Origin of the sequence: Pseudomonas sp. Pc102, assembly GCF_018408275.1 — a bacterium.
Classification (GTDB): domain Bacteria; phylum Pseudomonadota; class Gammaproteobacteria; order Pseudomonadales; family Pseudomonadaceae; genus Metapseudomonas; species Metapseudomonas tohonis.
In genome coordinates this window covers 1,312,032-1,332,010 of sequence record NZ_AP021905.1, presented here as the reverse complement: position 1 = coordinate 1,332,010, position 19,979 = coordinate 1,312,032, and the positions used below count along the sequence as shown (strand labels likewise).

The following is a 19,979-nucleotide window of genomic DNA, read 5'->3' as shown; positions in this document are numbered from 1 at the left end:
CTCAAAACGTCCGATGTACCGCATCGGGTGTTTTGTATTTCAGAGCCAGGTGAGGCCGCTCCCGGTTATAGATATCGACGGCTTCGCGCACCATGCGGCGCGCCTGTCCGAGGTCGGTGGGAGGGTGCTCCAGCAACTCGTTCTTCAGGATGCCGTTGACGCGCTCAGCCAGCGCATTCTGGTAACAGTCGTAACCATCGGTCATCGAGCAGGTTGCCCCGTGCTGCGCGTGCAGGCGCTGGTACAGCTCCGAGCAGTACTGGATGCCTCGGTCGGAGTGATGCACCAGGGGATTCCGCGTCGTGCGGTACCGCAGCGCCTGGCTGTAGGCTCGGGCCACCGACTCGGCATGCAGGCTGTCGTGGACGTGATGGCCGACGATCTTGCGCGAATAGGCATCGGTGACCAGGCTCAGGTACAGCGGACCGCTCTGGCTCGGCAAATAGGTGATGTCCGCCACCCATACCTGTTCCGGGGCGTAGGGCAACACCTGCTGTGGCCCTGGCTTGAGCAGATTCGGATGACGATAGAACCGGTGAAAGCTGTGGGTGGTCTTGTGATACGCCCGCTTGGGTTTGACCAGCAGGCGATGCTCCGCCAGCACCCTAAACAGGCGATCCCGGCCCACATGGAACGCGATCCTGGCCTGATCCTGCAGCAAAAAATGCAACTTGCGCGTTCCCAGACGGGGCTGCCGCATCCGTACCTCACGCACGACCTGGGCAATCAGCGAATCTTGCTCGGAACGCCGGTCCGCCGAGCGGTTGCGCTGGTAATAGGCTTGGCGACTCAAGCCCATGAACTGGCAAGCCCTGCTAACGCTCAGCGCCGGGACTTGCCTTTGCGTGAGGACTTGCCGGGACGCTTTTTTACAACGGATACGCCGTAGTCGTTCTTCAGTACAGTCACGACCGCCTCGAAGAACTGGGCCTTCTGGCTCATGACTTCCAGCTGCTGCTCCAGCTCCTTGATGCGCTGCTCCGGCGTCAGTGGCAGGTTGGGTTCGGACATCGGCTTGCTCCTGGCGGATCGAATGGAAGCTCCCTGACTCCAGTCCTGCCGGCCATGCTTGCGTAACCACACCAGCACCGTCGATCGGCCCTGGATGCCGTAGCGAGCCTGAGCCTCCTTGTAGCTCATTTCGCCTTTTTCGACCTGATCGACCACTGCCAGTTTAAAAGCCTGCGTGTAATCACGCTGACTGCGACGGATACCTTCTGCCATCGGGGTTCTCCTGAAATAAGGGCGAAGGTGTAAACCTTATTCAGGACGGGACACGGACATGAAAAAGGCCGGCATTCGCCGGCCTTCTCGTAATCGCCTCACCCTGCGCTGGGGACCACCTGCACCATGCGCGGCGGCTGGGCGAGCTGGACGCCCGCCTCGTGCAACTTGTCGCGCACCGACTCGTTGAGCATGAAGATCACGCCCCAGTAGTCGGCGTTGGAGGTCCACATGCGCAGCGACAGGTTGATCGAGGTGTCCCCCAAGGCGGAGACCACCACCACCGGAGCCGGGTCCTTGTGCACACGCGGGTCCTCGGCCAGCTTGAGCAGCACCTCGCGGGCCTTGGCCAGGTCGCTGGCGTAGTCGACCTTGACGTCGTAAAGCACCTGGCGGGTGGCCTGGTTCGAGTAGTTGGTGATGATGCCGTTGGACAGCGAGCCGTTGGGCACGATGACGGTCTTGTTGTCGCCGGTGCGCAGCACGGTGTGGAAGATCTGGATGTGGTCCACCGTCCCCATCACGCCCTGGGCCTCGATGAAGTCGCCAGCCTTGAAGGGGCGGAACAACAGGATCAGCACTCCACCGGCGAAGTTTGCCAGGCTGCCCTGCAATGCCAGGCCGATGGCCAGGCCGGCCGCACCGATGGCGGCGATGAAGGACGTGGTCTCGATGCCGATCATGGAGGCCACGCTGACCAGCAGCAGCACCTTGAGGACCATGTTGGCCAGGCTGCCGATGAAGCCGTGCAGGGTCTTGTCGACCCGGCGCATGGCCAAAAGGTTGCTGACCCGGTTGGTGATCCGGTTGATCAGCCACCAGCCGATCAGCAGGGTGATCAGGGCCAGCGTGAGCTTGCCGCTGTACTCGAGGATGATCGGCAGCCAGCCTTCGGATCGCCTGACCAGTTCGTCGACGGTTATATCCATACGCACTCTCCTCTCTTGCCTTCTCGAAAACAAAAACGCCGTGGGCAGGCCACGGCGAAGGTCGCTGACCCTGCACGTTGCGACGCGGGCCAGCGGTGAAGGTTCAAAAATGCGGCGTCAGTCGCGGAAGTTGGTGTACTGCAGCGGGAAGTCCAGGGGCTCGCCGCGCAGCATGGCGATGGCTTCCTGCAGGTCGTCGCGTTTCTTGCCGGTGACACGTACCTGCTCGCCCTGGATCGCGGCCTGGACCTTGAGCTTGCGCTCCTTGATCAGCGCGACGATCTTCTTCGCCAGCTCCTTCTCGATGCCCTCGCGGAATTTCACTTCCTGCTTGACCACCTTGCCGGAGGCGTAGTGATCCTCGATCTCCATGCAGTGGATATCGATCTTGCGCTTGATCAGGTTGCTGCGCAGGATGTCGAGCATCTGCTCCAGCATGAAGTCGGCTTCGGCGGTCAGGGTGACGGCCTTGTCCTTGCTCTCGAAGCTGCACTTGCCGCGCAGGTCGAAGCGGCGATCGAGCTCCTTGATCGCGTTGTCCACCGCGTTGGTGAGCTCGTGTTTGTCCAGCTCGGACACCACGTCGAACGATGGCATGGGATTCCTCCAGATAGACGGCGCGACCCACATCACGTAAGGAAGGCGCCTGGCTTGACGGTAAAAAAAGCGGGCCCATTATAACTGAGCAACGGAGCCCGATTTTTGCAGGATTGCATGGCAGCTAAGCATTCAGCTCTGACAGGCGGACGCAAAACCTGCTGAAATAGGCACTAATAGCAACAAGCCACTACCGCCAACCCTTGCCACTTCCCTGTGAGCCTGCCATGCCCAACCCTCATCTCAGCATCCTGGTGGTGGACGACGCCAAGTTCTCCAGCGCCATGATCGGTCGTGCCCTCACCCAGGCCGGTTACCAGGATGTCCGCTTCGCCAGCAGCGCGACGGAAGCCCTGCGCCTGCTCGAAGAGCGCCCCGCCAACGTACTGCTGGCGGACTGGCTGATGCCCGAGATCGACGGCCTCGAACTGACCGCACGGGTGCGCCAGCTGGACGAGATGATCGACCACTACACCTACGTCATCCTGCTCACCGGCAAGGAGGGCGAGAACGTCCTGGGCGAGGCCTTCGACCGCGGCGTCGACGACTTCATCAGCAAGGCGGCGATGAACGAGCAACTGGTGCCCCGCGTCTACGCAGCGGACCGCCTGTGCAACACCCTGCAGCGCTTGCTCCACGAGAACCGGCTGATGACGCAGAACATCGCCAGCCTGGAACAGCGCAACCTGGTGGACCCGCTCACCGGCCTCGGCAATCCGCGCTACCTGCGCCAGAAGCTGTCCGACAGCCTGCGCCAGGTCGAATCCCGTGGCGGCGCGCTGTGCTACCTGCTGATCGGCCTGCACGACGCCTCCGCCCTGCGCGTGCAGTACGGCAACGACTTCTACAACGAGCTGCTCCACGGCGTCGCCCGGCGCCTGCAGCAGCTGGTGCGCCCGCTGGACGTGCTGACCCGCCTGGATGACAACCACTTCGGCCTGATCACCCTACTCGAAGACCTCCACGAGTGCTCGCCCAGCAGCTTCAAGCGCCTGCACGAAGGCCTCAACCTCAAGGCCTTCAAGACCAGCGAGGGCTTCATCACCCTCAAGGCGGGCATCAGCCTCGTCGGCATGGACGGCAAGGCTCTGCCGGTGGACGTGGAGAACATCATCGAACAGGCCTCCAGGCTGCTGCCCGAGTCCTATGCCAGTGGCCGGGTCAGCGCCATTCGCCTGCCCCTGCCGTGACCTGGCACGTCCTCGGCATCGGCAGCCTCGGCAGCCTCTGGGCGATCCGCCTGGCGCGCGCCGGACTGCCGGTGCGCCTGGTACTGCGTGACGCCGAGCGCCTGGCCGCCTACCAAGCCGCAGGCGGTCTGACCCTGGTGGAACAGGGCCAGGCCCTGCGTCTGGAACTGCCCGCCGAACTCGCCACCGACGAGCCCCCAATCCAGCGCCTGCTGCTGGCCTGCAAGGCCTACGACGCCGAGGCGGCCGTCGTCGCGCTGGCCCCTCGTCTAGCACCTGGCGCTGAACTGGTCCTGCTGCAAAACGGCCTGGGCAGCCAAGACGCCGTCGCCGCACGCGTGCCGCACGCCCGCTGCATCCTCGCCTCCAGCACCGAGGGCGCGTTCCGCGACGGCGACTTTCGCGTGGTCTTCGCCGGCCACGGCTTCACCTGGCTGGGCGACCCACAGGCCATCGCACCGCCGGCCTGGTTGAACGAGCTTGAGCGCGCCGGCATCCCCCATGGCTGGACGCCGGACATCCTCTCGCGGCTTTGGCGCAAGCTCGCCCTCAATTGCGCGATCAACCCGCTGACGGTGCTCCACGGCTGCCGCAACGGCGGCCTGGCCGAGCATCCGGCGCAGGTCCAGGAGCTGTGCGCCGAACTCGCCGGACTGCTGCACCTGTGCGGCCAGCCGGACGCCGCGCAGGACCTGCACGACGAAGTCGGCCGGGTCATCCAGGCCACCGCCGCCAACTACTCCTCTATGTACCAGGACGTCGCCGCCAGGCGCCGCACCGAAATCAGCTACCTGCTGGGCTACGCCTGCGCCGCCGCCGAGCGCCACCGCCTGGTCCTGCCCCACCTGCAGGCACTGCTCAGGCAGTTGCGCGCCCACCTGGCCGAGCGCGGATTGCCGCTGGACTGACCCCGCGCTACCCTGCCGGCAGCCCAACCGCCTGGATCCCCCCCCTTGAACAGCCTGCGCCAGCGCCTCGAAAACCTGTCCGTCGGCAGAAAACTGCTGGCCGCCCTGCTGGTCCTGATGGCCACGGTACTGCTGATCGCCAACCTCGCATTCATCAGCGCCGCCTACTGGATTTCCCAGGAGAGCATGGCGCCCCAGGCGCTGCAGACCCTCGGCCGCCTGTTCGCCACCGCGCCGCTGTCGCGCGAGGCGCTGGCCTCCCCGGAATCCGCCCGCCGGCTGCTCGACCAGTTGGACAGCTACGCCCCGCTGCGCGCCGCCGCCCTCTACGACGGCCAGGGCGAGCTGCTGGCGCAACTGATCAGCGGCAGCATGATGAAACTGCCGCAGCACGCCGAGAAACTGCAGCGCTGGCGCCTGCACGAATTCCGCACCAGCCAGGTGGTGGAGCTGCCCCAGGACAACGGCCCGCCCGGCTACCTGCTGCTGGTGGCCTCCAGCGAGCTGCCCGGCGCCTTCTACACCGGCACCCTCACCGCCAGCCTGGCGATCCTGGCCAGCAGCGTGCTGCTCTGGCTGCTGGTGGCACGGCAGATCCGCGTGATGGTCACCGGCCCGATCCGCCGCCTTGAGGAGCTCTCGCGCCAGGTCACCCGCGAGGAGAACTACGCCTTGCGTGCCCAGCGCGGCAACCGCGACGAGATCGGCAGCCTGGCGGACGCCTTCAACACCATGCTCAGCCGCATCGAGGCGCGCGAGCAGCAGCTCAAGCGTGCCCGCGACGACTCCCAGAACGCCGTCGACCAGGCCCAGGCGCTGGCCGAGGAGACGCGTCACTCCAACCGCCGGCTGGAGCTGGAAGTGCAGGTGCGCAGCAAGATCGAGAAGAAGCTCACCGGGTTCCAGAACTACCTCAACAGCATCATCGACTCGATGCCCTCGGCACTCATCGCCCTCGACGAGCAGCTCTATGTCACCCAGTGGAACCAGGAAGCCACCGCGCTTTCCGGCACCACCCTGGACGATGCACTCAACCAGCCGGTGTTCCTCGCCTTCCCCTCGCTCAAGCCCTTCCTGCCGCAGATCAAGCTCACCGCCGAGCGCCACAAGGTGGAGAAGGTCGAACGGGTGAGCTGGCTGCTGGGAGACGAGGTCCGCCACTACAGCCTGACCTTCTACCCCCTGATGGGCGGCACCGGGCGTGGCGTGGTGATCCGCGTCGACGACATCACTCAGCGCCTGTCCATGGAGGAGATGGTGGTGCAGTCGGAGAAGATGCTCAGCGTCGGCGGGCTGGCCGCCGGCATGGCCCACGAGATCAACAACCCGCTGGGGGCGATCCTGCACAACGTGCAGAACATCCGCCGGCGCCTGTCACCGGACCTTGAGAAGAACCTGGAGCAGGCACGGGCCGACGGCATCTGCCTCGACTCGGTGAACCACTACCTGGAGGCACGCGAAGTGCCCAAGCTGCTGGACGGCATCCACCAGGCCGGCACCCGCGCGGCGAAGATCGTCACCCACATGCTTTCCTTCAGCCGCCGCAGCAACCGCCAGCTCGCGCCCTGCCTGCTGCCGGTGCTGCTCGACCAGGCGGTGGAGATCGCCAGCAACGACTTCGACCTGACCGAGGGGTTCGACTTCAAGGGCATGACCATCACCCGCGAATTCGACCCCGAGCTGGGGCCGGTGCCGGGCACCGCCAACGAACTGGAACAGGTGCTGCTGAACCTGCTGAAGAACGCCGCCCAGGCCATCCACCAGCGCGACGACGACCAGGAGGGCCGCATCACCCTGCGTACGCGCCTGGCGCCGCCCTGGGCGGAAGTCCAGGTGGAGGACAACGGCGTCGGCATTCCGGAGAACGTGCGCAAGCGCATCTTCGAGCCCTTCTTCACCACCAAGGAAGTGGGCCAGGGCACCGGGCTCGGCCTGTCGGTCTCGTATTTCATCATCACCAACAACCACAAGGGCCAGATGGAGGTGCACTCCAAGCCGGGCCAGGGAACTTGCTTCACCCTGCGCCTGCCATTGACCTCCGGCCCCTCGGGAACCTGATATGGGCAACCGCCTCTCGAAGATCTACACCCGCACCGGCGACACGGGCGAGACCGGGCTTTCCGGCAACCGTCGCGTCGCCAAGGACCACCCGCGTATCGAGGCCATCGGCGAGGTGGACTCGCTCAACAGCCACCTGGGCCTGCTGCTGGCGCAACTGGCCGAGCGACACGCAGCACGGCCGGGCCTGGGGGATGTGATCGACGTCCTCGCCCCCTGCCAGCACCGCCTGTTCGACCTGGGCGGCGAACTGTCCATGCCGGAGTACCAGGTGCTGCAGGAGAGCGAGGTGCAGCGCCTGGAAGCGGCCATCGACCGCTGGAACGAGGAGCTGGGCCCGCTGGAGAACTTCATCCTGCCCGGCGGCTCGTCCCTGGTGGCCCAGGCCCACGTCTGCCGCTCCGCCGCCCGCACCGCCGAACGCCGCGCCCAGGCACTCAACGCCGAGGAACCCTTGCGTGCGGAATTGCTGGCCTACCTCAACCGCCTCTCCGACCTCCTCTTCGTCGCTGCCCGTCTCATCGCACGGCGCGAGGGTGTGGACGAGGTGTTGTGGCAGGCTGCAGCGAAAGCATGAGGCGAAAGCTTCGCGAGCAGAGCTCGCTCCTACGAAACAGAGCGTCTGGGGAATGGGGTGAGTTGCGAGACATGAGAGGGAATCTGATGTGCAACGCTATCGAGGCGAGGCCCTGCGTCGCGGACGCTTTTCCGAGACAGGCCGGATCTACCTGCTAACCACGGTCACCCACGGCCGCCGGCGACTGTTCGACGACTTTCATACAGGGCGGAAAGTCGTCGAGCACCTGCGTGAAGCCCAGTCCTGCGGGCTGGCGCAAACGCTTTGCTGGGTGCTGATGCCGGATCACCTGCACTGGCTCGTCCAGCTGGAGCAGGGTTCCCTGGACCGCTTGGCGCAACGTTTCAAATCCCGCAGCGCCAAGGCAGTCAATCAACACCTCGGAACACAAGGGCAGGTCTGGCAGAAGGGCTATCACGACAGAGCCCTGCGCACAGAGGAGGATCTGATCGACCTGGCCCGCTAGGTGGTGGCCAACCCGTTGCGGGCTGGCCTGGTCAGCCGGGTTGCCGATTACCCACTATGGGATGCAATCTGGCTGGAGCCAACGTAGGAGCGAGCTCTGCTCGCGAATCGCTTTCGCCCGCTCAGCCTTGCGGCCAGAACGCCCGTATCCCTGCCACGCCCTGGGCGCCGATCTGCCAGGCGCGCTCGGTGTCGTCGGGGCCGACGCCGCCGAGCAGGAACACCGGTTTGTTGAAGCGACGGATCATTTCCCGTGCAGCGTCCCAGCCCAGCGGCTGTGCCTCGGGGTGCGTCTGGGTGGGTTGCAGGGGCGACAGGGTGACGAAGTCCACGCCCATCTCGGTCGCCAGCTCCAGCTCTTGAGCGCTGTGGCAGGAAGCACCCAGCCAGCGCTCCCTGGGGAACGGGCGGCCGCGGGGGGCGTAGCGCCGCAGCTGGTCGGCGGTGAGGTGCCAGCCGGCGGCGGGAAAGTCTCCCAGCCATTCCAGCGGCCCCTTGAGCATCAGCTGTGCTCGACGGGCGCAGAGCCCCTGGATATCCACGGCCAGGTCGCGGTACTGGGCGTCGAACATGTTCGGCGCGCGCAGCTGGATCAGCTTTGCGCCTTCGGCCAGCGCGGCGCGGACACCCTGCAACAGCTCCTGGGGCTCCAGCTCGTCGGGCGTGATCAGGTAGCGGTCGGGCAGGCGCGCGGCCGCCACGATCGGCTGGTTGGCGGCGGGGAATTGGTAGTCGCCCAGCTCATGGTTGCTGGCCCAGGCCAGCGGCTGGCCTTCGGCACCGTGGGGCTCACCGTCGAAGGCGGTGACTTCCCAGACATCCAGCAGCACCTGCTTGTCGGGGTAGTCGTGATGCACCTGGATCAGCGGGCGCGCGGCGCTCACGCGGATGCCCAGTTCCTCTTCCAGCTCCCGGGACAGGGCGGCCTGCACGGCCTCGCCTTCCTCCACCTTGCCGCCCGGGAACTCCCACAGGCCGCCCTGGTGTTTGTCGTCCGGGCGGCGTGCGATCAGCACCCGGCCGTCGGCACCGCGGATGACCGCGGCTGCGACGTGCACTCGCTTCATTCGATGATCTCCGTTTCCTGCAGGGCGGCCTGGTACCAGCGCTGGAACGCGGGCCACCGGTAGATGGTGTCGACATAGGCCGCGGCTTCGGCGGGAAGCTCGACGGCGTAGCTGCGCAGGCGGCTGGCCACCGGCGCGTAGAAGGCATCGGCGACGCTGGCATGGCCGAACAGATAGGGGCCGTCCTGGCCGAAACGGCGACGGCAATCCGACCAGATGGCGCAGATGCGGCGGATGTCCTCGGCCGCCTCTTCGGGGATGCCATCCAGCGCCTGGTTGCGCTTCATGTCCATGGGCATGTGGCTGCGCAAGGCGACGAAGCCGCTGTGCATCTCGGCGCAGATGGCGCGCGCATGGGCGCGGGCCGCCTGGCCGAAGGGCCAGAGGTGGGCCTCGGGGAAGCGCTCGGCAAGGTATTCGGCAATGGCCAGGGAGTCCCAGATCGCGCCATCGGCCTCGGTCTCCAGCACCGGCACCTTGGCGGTGGGCGAATGGGCCAGCAGGCGCCTGTGGCTATCGGCAGCGTAGAGCGGGATGCGCAGCTCTTCGAAAGGGGCCTCGGTGAGCGCCATGGCGAGCCAGCCGCGCAGCGACCAGGACGAGTAGTTCTTGTTGCCGATGACCAGGGTGAGTGCCATGCGTTTCTCCTTGAGACCCTCGGGTTATCCAGAGGGGTCGCTGGACCTTAAAAGGCGCAGGCGGGGATGGCAAATTCCCGTTGCTCATGGGGCCATGAACAACGGGAATGCCAGGAGCCAGAGCGGCTGCCACCGCGAACCTAGTCGCGGCGGCACGGGCCTCAGGTGCGGTATTCCGCGTTGATCTTGACGTACTCGTGGGACAGGTCGGTGGTCCAGATGGTTTCGCTGCAGGCGCCGCGTCCCAGTTCGATGCGGATGCCGATCTCTTCACGAGCCATCACGGCGGCACCCTGGTCCTCGGTGTAGGTCGAGGCACGGCCACCCTTGCTGGCAATGCAGACCTCACCCAGGAACACGTCGATCTTGCTCACGTCCAGTTGCGGCACGCCGGCACGGCCGACTGCGGCCAGGATGCGGCCCCAGTTCGGGTCGGAGGCGAACAGCGCGGTCTTGATCAGCGGCGAATGGGCCACGGCGTAGGCCACGTCCAGGCACTCCTGGTGGGTGCCGCCGCCGTTGACCTGCACGGTGACGAACTTGGTGGCGCCTTCACCGTCACGGACGATGGCCTGGGCCACTTCCATGGAGACTTCCAGCACCGCCTGCTTGAGCGCGGCGAAGAGCTCGCCGCTGGCCTGGGTCACTTCCGGCAAGGCCGCCCGCCCGGTGGCGACCAGCATGCAGCAATCGTTGGTTGAGGTGTCGCCGTCGATGGTGATGCGGTTGAAGGACTTGTTGGCGGCATCGCGCAGCAGGTCCTGCAACACGCCCTGGGCGACCTTGGCGTCGGTGGCGATGTAGCCGAGCATGGTGGCCATGTTCGGCCTGATCATGCCGGCGCCCTTGCTGATGCCGGTGACGGTGACGGTGACGCCGTCATGCACGAACTGGCGGCTGGCACCCTTGGGCAGGGTGTCGGTGGTCATGATGCCGGTGGCGGCGGCAGCCCAGTTGCCTTCGGAAAGATCGGCCAGGGCGTCGCCCAGGGCGGCTTCGATCTTCTCGACCGGCAGCGGCTCGCCAATCACACCGGTGGAGAACGGCAGCACGGCGCTGGCGTCGACGCCCGCCAGTTCGGCCAGCTTGGCGCAGGTGCGCTCGGCAGCAGCGAGGCCTGGCTCACCGGTGCCGGCGTTGGCGTTGCCGGTGTTGGTCAGGAAATAACGCACGGCCCCCAGGACGCGCTTCTTCGACAGGATCACCGGCGCGGCACAGAAGGCGTTGAGGGTGAACACACCCGCTACGGTGGAACCCTCGGCGCAGCGCATGACCACCACGTCCTTGCGGCCAGGGCGCTTGATGCCGGCAGAGGCGATGCCGAGTTCGAAACCGGGAACCGGGTGCAGGGTGGGCAGGGGGCCGAGACCAACAGCCATGGAAGCGCTCCTTGTCGTGTCGTCAGTTGAATCGGCGGCTGGGCGCTGCCGTTCAGGGGATGTCGAGTTGAAAACGCCGCGAGCGGCTGGGCCGGTCGCGGCGTGGGGAACTACAGCTTAGCCTCAGCTGATCTGGCCGTGGCAGTGCTTGTATTTCTTGCCGGAACCACAGGGGCAGGGCTCGTTGCGGCCGACCTTGGGTTCGGTGCGGACGGGAGCGGCGGCTACCGCGACGTCGCCTTCCTCGCCCTGCAGGTGGGCTTCGGGCTCTTCCAGGCCGGGGGCCTCGGCATGCTGGAACTGCATGCGCTTGGCCAGTTCCTCGGCTTCGCGACGCAGGCGGGCCTCTTCCTCGGCCGGGTCTTCGCGTCGGACCTGGACATGGGACAGGACGCGGATGGTGTCGCGACGGATGGAATCCAGCAGCTCCTGGAACAGGGTGAAGGACTCGCGCTTGTATTCCTGCTTGGGGTTCTTCTGCGCGTAACCGCGCAGGTGAATGCCGTGGCGCAGGTGATCCATGGTGGACAGGTGGTCCTTCCACAGGTCGTCCAGCACGCGCAGGAGCATCTGTTTCTCGAAGGAGCGCAGGGCTTCGGCGCCCGCCAGCTCTTCCTTCTCGTTGTAGGCGGCGATCAGTTGCTCGAGGATCTTGGTGCGCAGGGTGTCCTCGAACAGCTTGTCGTCTTCGTCCAGCCACTGCTGGACCGGCAGCTTGATGCCGAAGTCGCTGTACAGGGCGGCTTCCAGGCCGGTGATGTCCCACTGCTCGGGCAGCGATTGCGGCGGGATGTGGGCGTCGATGGTGCGGCCCAGCACGTCCTCGCGGAACTCGGCGATGGTCTCGCCGATGTCGTCGGCGGCCAGCAGGCTGTTGCGCATGTGGTAGATCACCTTGCGCTGCTCGTTGGCCACGTCGTCGAATTCGAGGAGCTGCTTGCGGATGTCGAAGTTGCGGCCTTCGACCTTGCGCTGCGCCTTCTCGATGGCGTTGGTCACCATGCGGTGCTCGATGGCCTCGCCGGACTGCATGCCCAGGGCCTTCATGAAGTTCTTCACCCGGTCGGAGGCGAAGATGCGCATCAGGCTGTCTTCCAGCGACAGGTAGAAGCGGCTGGAGCCCGGGTCACCCTGGCGACCCGCGCGGCCACGCAGCTGGTTGTCGATGCGGCGGGATTCGTGGCGCTCGGACGCGACCACGTGCAGGCCACCGGCCTCGATCACCTGCTGGTGACGCTTCTGCCATTCGGCCTTGATCTGGGCGACCTGCTCCTCGGTGGGGTTCTCGAGGGCGGCGACTTCGACTTCCCAGTTGCCGCCAAGCAGGATGTCGGTACCACGGCCCGCCATGTTGGTGGCGATGGTCACGGCACCGGGACGGCCGGCCTGGGCGATGATCTCGGCTTCCTTCTCGTGGTACTTGGCGTTGAGCACCTTGTGCTCGATGCCGGCCTTGACCAGCAGCTGCGAGACGTACTCGGAGCTCTCGATCGAGGCGGTGCCCACGAGCACCGGACGGCCATTGGCCTGGCAATCCTTGATGTCGGTGATGATGGCGGCGTACTTCTCTTCCTGGGTCAGGTAGACCAGGTCGTTGAAGTCCTTGCGCGCCACCGGACGGTGGGTCGGGATCACCATCACTTCGAGGCCGTAGATCGAGTGGAACTCGAAGGCTTCGGTATCGGCGGTACCGGTCATGCCGGCCAGCTTGGTGTAGAGGCGGAAGTAGTTCTGGAAGGTGGTGGAGGCCAGGGTCTGGCTCTCGGCCTGGATGTTCAGGCCTTCCTTCGCCTCGATGGCCTGGTGCAGGCCCTCGGAGAGGCGGCGACCGGGCATGGTGCGGCCGGTGTGCTCGTCGATCAGCAGGACCTGGTCGTTCTGCACGATGTACTCGACGTTGCGGTGGAACAGGGTGTGGGCGCGCAGGCCGGCGTAGACGTGGGTCAGCAGGCCCAGGTTGTGCGCGGAGTACAGGCTCTCGCCCTCGGCCAGCAGGCCGGCCTGGGTGAGCATGTCCTCGATGAACTGGTGGCCCTGCTCGTTGAGCTCGACCTGGCGGGTCTTCTCGTCGACGGAATAGTGGCCTTCCTGGACGACGTTGCCCTCTTCCGGCTCGATGTGCTGCTTCAGGCGCGGGATCAGCTTGTTGATCTGCATGTACAGCTTGGAGCTGTCTTCGGCCTGGCCGGAGATGATCAGCGGCGTACGCGCCTCGTCGATGAGGATGGAGTCCACTTCGTCGATAACGGCGAAGTTCAGCTCGCGCTGGAACTTGTCTTCCAGGCTGAAGGCCATGTTGTCGCGCAGGTAGTCGAAGCCGAATTCGTTGTTGGTGCCGTAGGTGATGTCGGCAGCGTAGGCGGCGCGTTTTTCTTCCGGCGGCTGGAACGGGGTGACGATGCCGACGGTAAGGCCGAGGAACTCATACAGCGGACGCATCCAGTTGGCGTCGCGGCGGGCCAGGTAGTCGTTCACGGTGACCACGTGCACGCCCTTGCAGGACAGCGCGTTGAGGTAGACCGGCAGGGTGCCCACCAGGGTCTTGCCCTCACCGGTGCGCATCTCGGCGATCTTGCCTTCGTGGAGGGTCATGCCGCCGATGAGCTGCACGTCGAAGTGACGCATGCCCATCACGCGCTTGCCGGCCTCACGGGCGACGGCGAAGGCTTCCGGCAGGATCTGGTCGAGGGTCTCGCCCTTGGCTACCCGCGCCTTGAACTCTTCGGTCTTGGCTCTGAGCTGCTCGTCGGACAGCGCGACCATCTGCTCTTCCAGGGCATTGACCGCCTGGACAGCCTTGGCCATGCGCTTCACTTCGCGCTCGTTCTTGCTTCCAAAGAGTTTCTTCAACAAAGGCGCAAACATATCGACAGGATCTTCCACATATATGGATGGGGGGCGGCCCCGGAGTCGCCCGCGCAGCCTTCATGGCTGCTTGCGAAGGGGGCATTCTACCCGGATTCGTTGTAGAGAAAAGTAGCGTTATTCCGCGGCTGCGGAACGGGCTATATAGAGGGCCGGGTTGACCACCTCGCCACCGCGGGTGACCTCGAAGTGGACGTGCGCACCGGTGGAACGACCGCTGCTGCCGACCTTGGCGATGGCCTGGCCACGCTGCACCAGATCACCCACCTGCACCATGTTCTTCTGGTTGTGCGCATAGAGGGTACGGTAGCCATCCGCATGGCTGATCTCGACCATGTTGCCGTAGCCGGTCTTGCGTCCGGACCAGGTGACGACGCCCGCACCGACGGCCAGGACATCGCTACCGGCCTTGGCCGCGAAGTCCACGCCCTTGTGCTTGCTCAGGCGGCCGGTCAAGGGGTCGCTGCGCACGCCGAAGGGCGAGGAGATGTAGCCCTGCAGCACGGGGCGTCCGGCCAGGTGCTCGGCCTCGCTGATGCGGCGCTCGCCGAGCAGCTGTTCGAGGACTTCCAGTTGCTGCTCGCGACTGTCGAGGCGCTCGGTCAGGCTGTCCAGCACGTCCATGAAGGGCGGTGCCTGGTAGGCCGGCGCATCGAGCGGGTCTTCCGGGCCGCCCTGGCCGACGTTGAGGGAGAAATCGAACTCGCTGGCGTCCAGGTCCGCCAGTTCCGCGACACGTTCGCCCAGGGCGTCGAGCCGGGTTAGGCGCGCCTGCAGGTCGGCGATGTGGGCGCCAAAGGCGTCCAGCTGACGCTGGGCGTCGGCGCGCGCCTGGCTCACCTGGCTGCGCTGCTCGTCGAGCGCGAGCGTCATCTGCTGGCTGTCTTCAGCAGCGGGCGTCGCGGGCCTGATCCAGGCACCGAGGGCGATCCCCGAAGCGAGCACCAGCGCCAGCAGCAGGCCACCGAGCCCCAGGAGCACGCGCAGGTCGAGACTCAGCGAACGCGCCGCCCCGTGCCTGCGGCTCAGAAGAATGATGTGCATGACTTCCCCAATTGATCGAGCGTTACCCGGTGCAGCCTTCTGCTACCATGGCCACTCTGTTTTCTTCAGGCGTCCTGCCATGTCTTTTCGTCCCTTGCCGGCCCGGTCCCCCGCCGCACTGCTGCGCGAGGAAAAACCGCTCAAGGCCCTGTTCAACCAGGCCCAACGCATCGACCACTGGCAACAGTTGCTGGAAAGCCAGCTGCAACCAGCGGCGCGTGAACATTGCCGTGTAGCGTCGTGGCGCGAGGGCTGCCTGATGCTGATCATCAGTGACGGCCACTGGGCGACGCGGCTGCGATACCAGCAACGCCGGCTGCAGCGTCAGCTCCAGGCCCTCGAAGAGTTCGCGACCTTAACGAAAATCATCTTCAAGGTGCAACCTTCCCAAGGCTCGGGACGTGCACCAGGCCGCACCATCGAGCTGTCGGCCTTTGCCGCCGAAAGCATCCAGGCCACCGCGGAAGGGATCGAGGATCCCAAGCTGCGTGCCGCCCTGGAGCGCCTCGCCGAGCGCGCCCGCAAGCCCGAGCGCGACTGACTTCCCGCGACAATCCGCCGCTTCGCCCTTCCCTATTTTCCCGGCACAAAAAAAGAGGCCACCCCATGGGGTGGCCTCCAAAGAAGGAAAGAGGTGTTGCTTACACGGCCGCTACCGGGCGCATGTAGGAAATGGGTGCGGTCTTGGCATCTTCGAAGGTGACCACTTCCCAGGCATCCTTGTCGGCGATCAGTGCACGCAGCAGGCGATTGTTGAGTGCATGACCGGACTTGAAGCCACGGAACTCGCCGATGAGGCTGTTGCCGAGCAGGTAGAGGTCGCCGATGGCGTCGAGGATCTTGTGCTTGACGAATTCGTCCTCGTAACGGAGGCCGTCCTCGTTCAATACGCTGTCCTCATCAACCACGATGGCATTCTCGACGCTGCCGCCCAGAGCCAGATTGTGCGAGCGCAGGAATTCCAGATCGCGCACGAACCCGAAGGTACGGGCACGGCTGACTTCCTTGACGAAGGTGGTGCTGGAGAAATCGACCGACGCTTTCTGGGTACGACCGTTGACCACCGGGTGGTCGAAGTCGATCTCGAAAGTGACCTTGAAGCCATCGAACGGCACGAAGGTGGCGCGCTTGTCGCCATCCTGCACGCTCACTTCGCGCTTGATGCGAATGAAGCGCTTGGCGGCTTCCTGCTCCTCGAGACCAGCGGACTGGATGAGGAACACGAACGGGCCGGCGCTGCCATCCATGATCGGTACTTCGGCGGCGGACAGCTCGACGTAGGCGTTGTCGATGCCCAGGCCAGCCATGGCCGAAAGCAGGTGCTCTACCGTGCCGACCTTGACGTCGCCATTGAAAAGATTGGTGGACATGGTGGTCTCACCGACATTCTCGGCATAGGCGGCGATCTGGACGACGGGGTCCAGGTCGGTACGGCAGAACACGATGCCGGTATCCACAGGGGCGGGCTTGAGGGTCAGGTAGACCTTTTCCCCGGAATGCAGCCCTACGCCTGTGGCACGGATGACGTTCTTTAAAGTGCGTTGTTTGATCATGGCAGTGGCCGCTTTCGCGCTAGTTGCGAACAGTTTTCAACAATGGCCGGGGATGATAGCAGAACCGGCCTTTGCTGAACACCAATCACAGACATAGCGTCGATAAACTTCATCAATCGGCCTGACGACGCAGGAAGGCCGGAATGTCCAGGTAATCCAGGTCGTCCTGCGGGTTCATCTTGGCGGCGGTCGCGGCGCTGCCATGAGCCTGGTTGCGCATGACGGTCGGACGATCCAGGTCGCGATAGTTGACCGACGGCTGCTCTGCACGCTGGGGTGCGGGGCTGGTCGCGGCAACGGCTGCGGACTGGACGGTGTTGTCCACTACCTTGACGGGTTTCTCCAGGCGAGCGCCCAGTCCGGTGGCGACCACGGTGACGTGCAGCTCGTCGCGCATGTCCGGATCGATCACGGTGCCCACCTTCACGGTGGCGTGCTCGGAAGCGAACTGCTCGATGATGTTGCCCACATCGGAGTACTCGCCCAGGGACAGGTCGGGACCGGCGGTGATGTTCACCAGGATGCCACGCGCGCCCTGCAGGTTGACGTCGTCCAGCAGCGGGTTGCGGATCGCCGCCTCGGTGGCCTCACGGGCACGATTCGGGCCGCTGGCGCAGCCGGTACCCATCATCGCCATGCCCATTTCGCTCATCACGGTCTTCACGTCGGCAAAGTCGACGTTGATCATGCCCGGACGCTTGATGATGTCGGAGATACCGCGCACGGCACCGGCCAGCACGTCGTCAGCCTTGGAGAAGGCGGACAGCAGGCTCGCGTCCTTGCCGAGGATGGTCAGCAGCTTCTCGTTGGGGATGGTGATCAGCGAGTCGACGCTTTCCGACAGCGCACGAATGCCCTCGTCGGCGATCTGCATGCGCTTGCGGCCCTCGAACGGGAACGGACGGGTGACCACGGCAACGGTGAGGATGCCCATGTCCTTCGCCACTTCAGCGATGATCGGTGCCGCACCGGTACCGGTACCGCCACCCATGCCGGTGGTGATGAAGACCATGTCGGTGCCCTGCAGCACTTCGGCGATGCGCTCGCGGTCTTCCAGAGCGGCCTGACGACCGATCTCGGGATTGGCACCCGCGCCCAGCCCCTTGGTAACGCCCGGGCCGAGTTGCAGGACGGTGCGCGCACCGATGTTCTTCAGTGCCTGGGCATCGGTGTTGGCGCAGATGAACTCGACGCCTTCGATGTTGCTCTTGGTCATGTGGTTGACTGCGTTGCCGCCGCCACCGCCCACGCCGATTACCTTGATGACCGCGCTTTGCGGAACGTTATCTACGAGTTCGAACATTTCCCCTCTCCTTCCTTTTCTAGTTGTATCGCCTACTGCAAAAACTCTTTAGAAGTTGCCCTGGACCCAGCGCTTGAGCCGCTCCAGAACAGGTGTCTTGGGTTCGTCGCTGAAGCTGCCCAGGCCGCCGGACATCGAAATCCCGTCGGACTGCTTCTGCAGGCCGTACATCAGCAGGCCAACGCCGGTCGAGTAGATCGGGTTGCGCACCACGTCGCTCAGGCCCTTGACGCTATGCGGCACGCCCAGGCGCACCGGCATGTGGAAAATCTCTTCGGCGAGCTCGACCGCACCCTCCATCTTCGCGGTGCCGCCGGTCAGCACGATGCCAGCCGGGATCAGGTCCTCGTAGCCGCTGCGGCGCAGCTCGGCCTGGATCAGGGTGAACAGTTCGTCATAGCGGGGCTCGACCACTTCGGCCAGTGCCTGGCGCGAGAGTTCCCGCGGCGGACGGTCGCCGACGCTCGGCACCTTGATGGTCTCGCCGGCACCGGCCAGCTTGGCCAGGGCGCAGGCGTAGCGGATCTTGATCTCCTCGGCGTACTGGGTCGGCGTCCGCAGGGCCATGGCGATGTCGTTGGTCACCTGGTCGCCGGCGATCGGGATCACCGCGGTGTGGCGGATCGCGCCCTCGGTGAAGATGGCGATGTCGGTGGTGCCGCCGCCGATGTCCACCAGGCACACGCCCAGTTCCTTCTCGTCATCGGTCAGCACCGAATAGGCCGAGGCCAGTTGCTCGAGGATGATGTCGTCCACCTCCAGGCCGCAACGGCGCACGCACTTCTCGATGTTCTGCGCCGCATTCACCGCGCAGGTCACCACGTGGACCTTGGCTTCCAGGCGCACGCCGGACATGCCCAGGGGCTCGCGCACCCCTTCCTGGTTATCGATCACGTAGTCCTGCGCCAGGGTGTGCAGCACCCGCTGGTCGGCGGGGATGGCCACGGCTTGGGCGGCGTCGAGCACGCGCTCGATGTCCGCCGGGCTGACTTCGCGATCGCGGATCGCGACGATGCCGTGGGAGTTCAGGCTGCGGATGTGATTGCCGGCGACGCCGACGAAGGCGGAGTGGATACGGCAGCCCGCCATCATCTGCGCCTCTTCCACCGCGCGCTGGATGGACTGCACGGTGGACTCGATGTTCACCACCACGCCCTTCTTCAGCCCGCGGGACGGATGGGTGCCGATCCCGACGATCTCCAGCTGGCCGTCGGCCGCGATCTCGCCCACCAGCGCCACCACCTTGGAGGTGCCGATATCCAGGCCGACGATCATCTTGCCGCTCTGCACGCTTGCCATGGTTCTAACCTTCTCCTCAATTCGCGCGGCTGGCTACGGCCGCCGCGGGTGCCTCTACCGGGGTTCGCCACGCTACCGCCAAGCCGTTGGGGTAACGCAGGTCGACACGCTCGATGTTGGCGATCTGTTCTTTGAGCGTCTTCTCGTAGATCGAGATGAAGCGACGCATCTTCTCCACCAGATGATCCCTTCCCAGCAATATCTCCACGCCCTGCCCGGTGGACAGGAACCAGCTGCCGCGTTCGCGCAGCTCCAGGCGGGTGATGGAGAACCCGAGCGGGCGCAACATCTGGCTGAGCATCTGGTACTGCTGCATCACCTGTTCCTGGGCCCGCTGTGGCCCCCACAGCTGCGGCAGTTGTTCGTAGTGGGCCAGCTCACGCGGGGTGAAGGCCTGGCCCTGGTTGTTCAGCAGCGCCTCATCGCCCCAGCGGGCGATCGGCAATTGTTCTTCCAGGCGGATCATCACCTGGTCCGGCCACACCCGGCGCACCTCGGCGTGGGCGATCCAGGGCATCTGCTCCAGCTCGCTGCGCATGCCGGCCAGGTCGATGCTGAAGAAGCTCGCCGCGATGTACGGGGCGATCCGCTGCTGCACCGCCTGCTGGCTGATGTAGCTCAGGTCGCCCTGCACGTTGATCTTGGCGATGGGGCGATCCGCATAGGGCAGCAGGCGCTGCGCCGCCTCGTAGGCACCGAACCCCAGCACCACCAGGACCACCGGCCAGACCAGGCGCTTGAACACGCTGAAGTTCGGCTTGGGCAGGCGTGTGCTGAGCGGCTCCTTGGCCACCATCCGGCTGGCACCACGCGGCACCGGCTTGCGCTGGGGAGCGCGGCCGATGGCGGGTTGCTGATGACGGACCGTGGCGCCACGCATGTG

17 protein-coding genes and 1 pseudogene are annotated in these 19,979 nt (G+C 65.3%); 6 read left to right on the top strand and 12 right to left on the bottom strand.

All coding sequences use genetic code 11. From position 1 onward, the window contains the following. Position 1: 1 nt before the first annotated feature. The 3 genes from PHLH3_RS06310 to PHLH3_RS06300 form a co-directional block, all read right to left on the bottom strand. A protein-coding gene (locus PHLH3_RS06310) for an IS3 family transposase (RefSeq protein WP_213626103.1) occupies positions 2-1,224 on the bottom strand; the annotation gives its coding sequence in 2 pieces (ribosomal slippage) (positions 2-861 and positions 861-1,224; 1,224 coding nt in all). Positions 1,225-1,322: 98 nt separating this feature from the next. Next, positions 1,323-2,153 carry a mechanosensitive ion channel family protein gene (locus tag PHLH3_RS06305; RefSeq protein ID WP_213628591.1) on the bottom strand — a complete coding sequence of 277 codons (831 nt, stop codon included), beginning with the start codon at positions 2,151-2,153 and terminating at the stop codon, positions 1,323-1,325. Positions 2,154-2,270: 117 nt separating this feature from the next. Next, positions 2,271-2,750, bottom strand: coding sequence for a YajQ family cyclic di-GMP-binding protein (locus PHLH3_RS06300; RefSeq protein WP_111264780.1), 480 nt, complete (start codon positions 2,748-2,750; stop codon positions 2,271-2,273). A 227-nt stretch (positions 2,751-2,977) separates the two neighbouring features. On the opposite strand from PHLH3_RS06300, the gene PHLH3_RS06295 reads away from it, so the two are divergent. The 5 genes and pseudogenes from PHLH3_RS06295 to PHLH3_RS06275 all read left to right on the top strand — a co-directional run bounded on the left by PHLH3_RS06295 (position 2,978) and on the right by PHLH3_RS06275 (position 8,036). Beyond that, positions 2,978-3,940, top strand: a complete 963-nt coding sequence (locus PHLH3_RS06295; RefSeq protein WP_111264779.1) for a response regulator — start codon at positions 2,978-2,980, stop codon at positions 3,938-3,940. Further along, positions 3,937-4,848 carry a putative 2-dehydropantoate 2-reductase gene (locus PHLH3_RS06290; RefSeq protein WP_213628590.1) on the top strand — a complete coding sequence of 304 codons (912 nt, stop codon included), beginning with the start codon at positions 3,937-3,939 and terminating at the stop codon, positions 4,846-4,848. The genes PHLH3_RS06295 and PHLH3_RS06290 overlap by 4 nt, the downstream gene beginning before the upstream one ends. A 45-nt stretch (positions 4,849-4,893) precedes the next feature. Beyond that, positions 4,894-6,906: a HAMP domain-containing sensor histidine kinase gene (locus tag PHLH3_RS06285; protein ID WP_213628589.1), complete on the top strand. Its 2,013-nt coding sequence runs from the start codon at positions 4,894-4,896 to the stop codon at positions 6,904-6,906. Between the two features lies 1 nt (position 6,907). Continuing rightward, complete coding sequence (locus PHLH3_RS06280) at positions 6,908-7,483, top strand: cob(I)yrinic acid a,c-diamide adenosyltransferase (RefSeq protein WP_213628588.1); 576 nt, start codon at positions 6,908-6,910, stop codon at positions 7,481-7,483. An 88-nt stretch (positions 7,484-7,571) separates the two neighbouring features. Continuing rightward, positions 7,572-8,036: pseudogene (locus PHLH3_RS06275) on the top strand (transposase). 34 nt (positions 8,037-8,070) lie between these two features. Here the strand turns inward: PHLH3_RS06275 and PHLH3_RS06270 are convergent. The 5 genes from PHLH3_RS06270 to PHLH3_RS06250 all read right to left on the bottom strand — a co-directional run bounded on the left by PHLH3_RS06270 (position 8,071) and on the right by PHLH3_RS06250 (position 14,941). Next, the gene (locus PHLH3_RS06270; protein ID WP_213628587.1) at positions 8,071-9,015 is read right to left on the bottom strand and encodes a Nudix family hydrolase; all 945 of its coding nucleotides are present in this window, start codon (positions 9,013-9,015) and stop codon (positions 8,071-8,073) included. Beyond that, positions 9,012-9,653 (bottom strand): glutathione S-transferase family protein, encoded by a 642-nt coding sequence (locus PHLH3_RS06265; RefSeq protein ID WP_213628586.1) that lies wholly within the window; start codon positions 9,651-9,653, stop codon positions 9,012-9,014. Before PHLH3_RS06265 ends, PHLH3_RS06270 begins: the two co-directional genes overlap by 4 nt. A 161-nt stretch (positions 9,654-9,814) precedes the next feature. After that, on the bottom strand, positions 9,815-11,032 hold the full coding sequence (gene argJ, locus PHLH3_RS06260) for a bifunctional glutamate N-acetyltransferase/amino-acid acetyltransferase ArgJ (RefSeq protein ID WP_213628585.1): 1,218 nt from the start codon (positions 11,030-11,032) through the stop codon (positions 9,815-9,817). Between the two features lie 123 nt (positions 11,033-11,155). Then, positions 11,156-13,897 carry a preprotein translocase subunit SecA gene (gene secA, locus PHLH3_RS06255; protein ID WP_213628584.1) on the bottom strand — a complete coding sequence of 914 codons (2,742 nt, stop codon included), beginning with the start codon at positions 13,895-13,897 and terminating at the stop codon, positions 11,156-11,158. Between the two features lie 117 nt (positions 13,898-14,014). Continuing rightward, a complete protein-coding gene (locus PHLH3_RS06250) occupies positions 14,015-14,941 on the bottom strand; it encodes a M23 family metallopeptidase (protein ID WP_213628583.1) in 927 nt (308 codons plus the stop codon). Positions 14,942-15,020: 79 nt separating this feature from the next. Here PHLH3_RS06250 and PHLH3_RS06245 point away from each other — a divergent pair, with 79 nt between their 5' ends. After that, a complete protein-coding gene (locus PHLH3_RS06245) occupies positions 15,021-15,482 on the top strand; it encodes a DciA family protein (RefSeq protein ID WP_111262448.1) in 462 nt (153 codons plus the stop codon). Positions 15,483-15,582: 100 nt separating this feature from the next. Here PHLH3_RS06245 and lpxC read toward each other — a convergent pair whose 3' ends face one another. The 4 genes from lpxC to PHLH3_RS06225 all read right to left on the bottom strand — a co-directional run bounded on the left by lpxC (position 15,583) and on the right by PHLH3_RS06225 (position 19,976). Then, the gene (gene lpxC / locus PHLH3_RS06240) at positions 15,583-16,494 is read right to left on the bottom strand and encodes a UDP-3-O-acyl-N-acetylglucosamine deacetylase (RefSeq protein WP_111262449.1); all 912 of its coding nucleotides are present in this window, start codon (positions 16,492-16,494) and stop codon (positions 15,583-15,585) included. A 112-nt stretch (positions 16,495-16,606) separates the two neighbouring features. Next, complete coding sequence (gene ftsZ / locus PHLH3_RS06235) at positions 16,607-17,797, bottom strand: cell division protein FtsZ (protein ID WP_173173138.1); 1,191 nt, start codon at positions 17,795-17,797, stop codon at positions 16,607-16,609. Positions 17,798-17,845: 48 nt separating this feature from the next. After that, complete coding sequence (ftsA, locus tag PHLH3_RS06230; RefSeq protein ID WP_021218769.1) at positions 17,846-19,096, bottom strand: cell division protein FtsA; 1,251 nt, start codon at positions 19,094-19,096, stop codon at positions 17,846-17,848. Positions 19,097-19,112: 16 nt separating this feature from the next. Beyond that, positions 19,113-19,976, bottom strand: a complete 864-nt coding sequence (locus PHLH3_RS06225; RefSeq protein WP_173173140.1) for a cell division protein FtsQ/DivIB — start codon at positions 19,974-19,976, stop codon at positions 19,113-19,115. Positions 19,977-19,979: the final 3 nt, after the last annotated feature.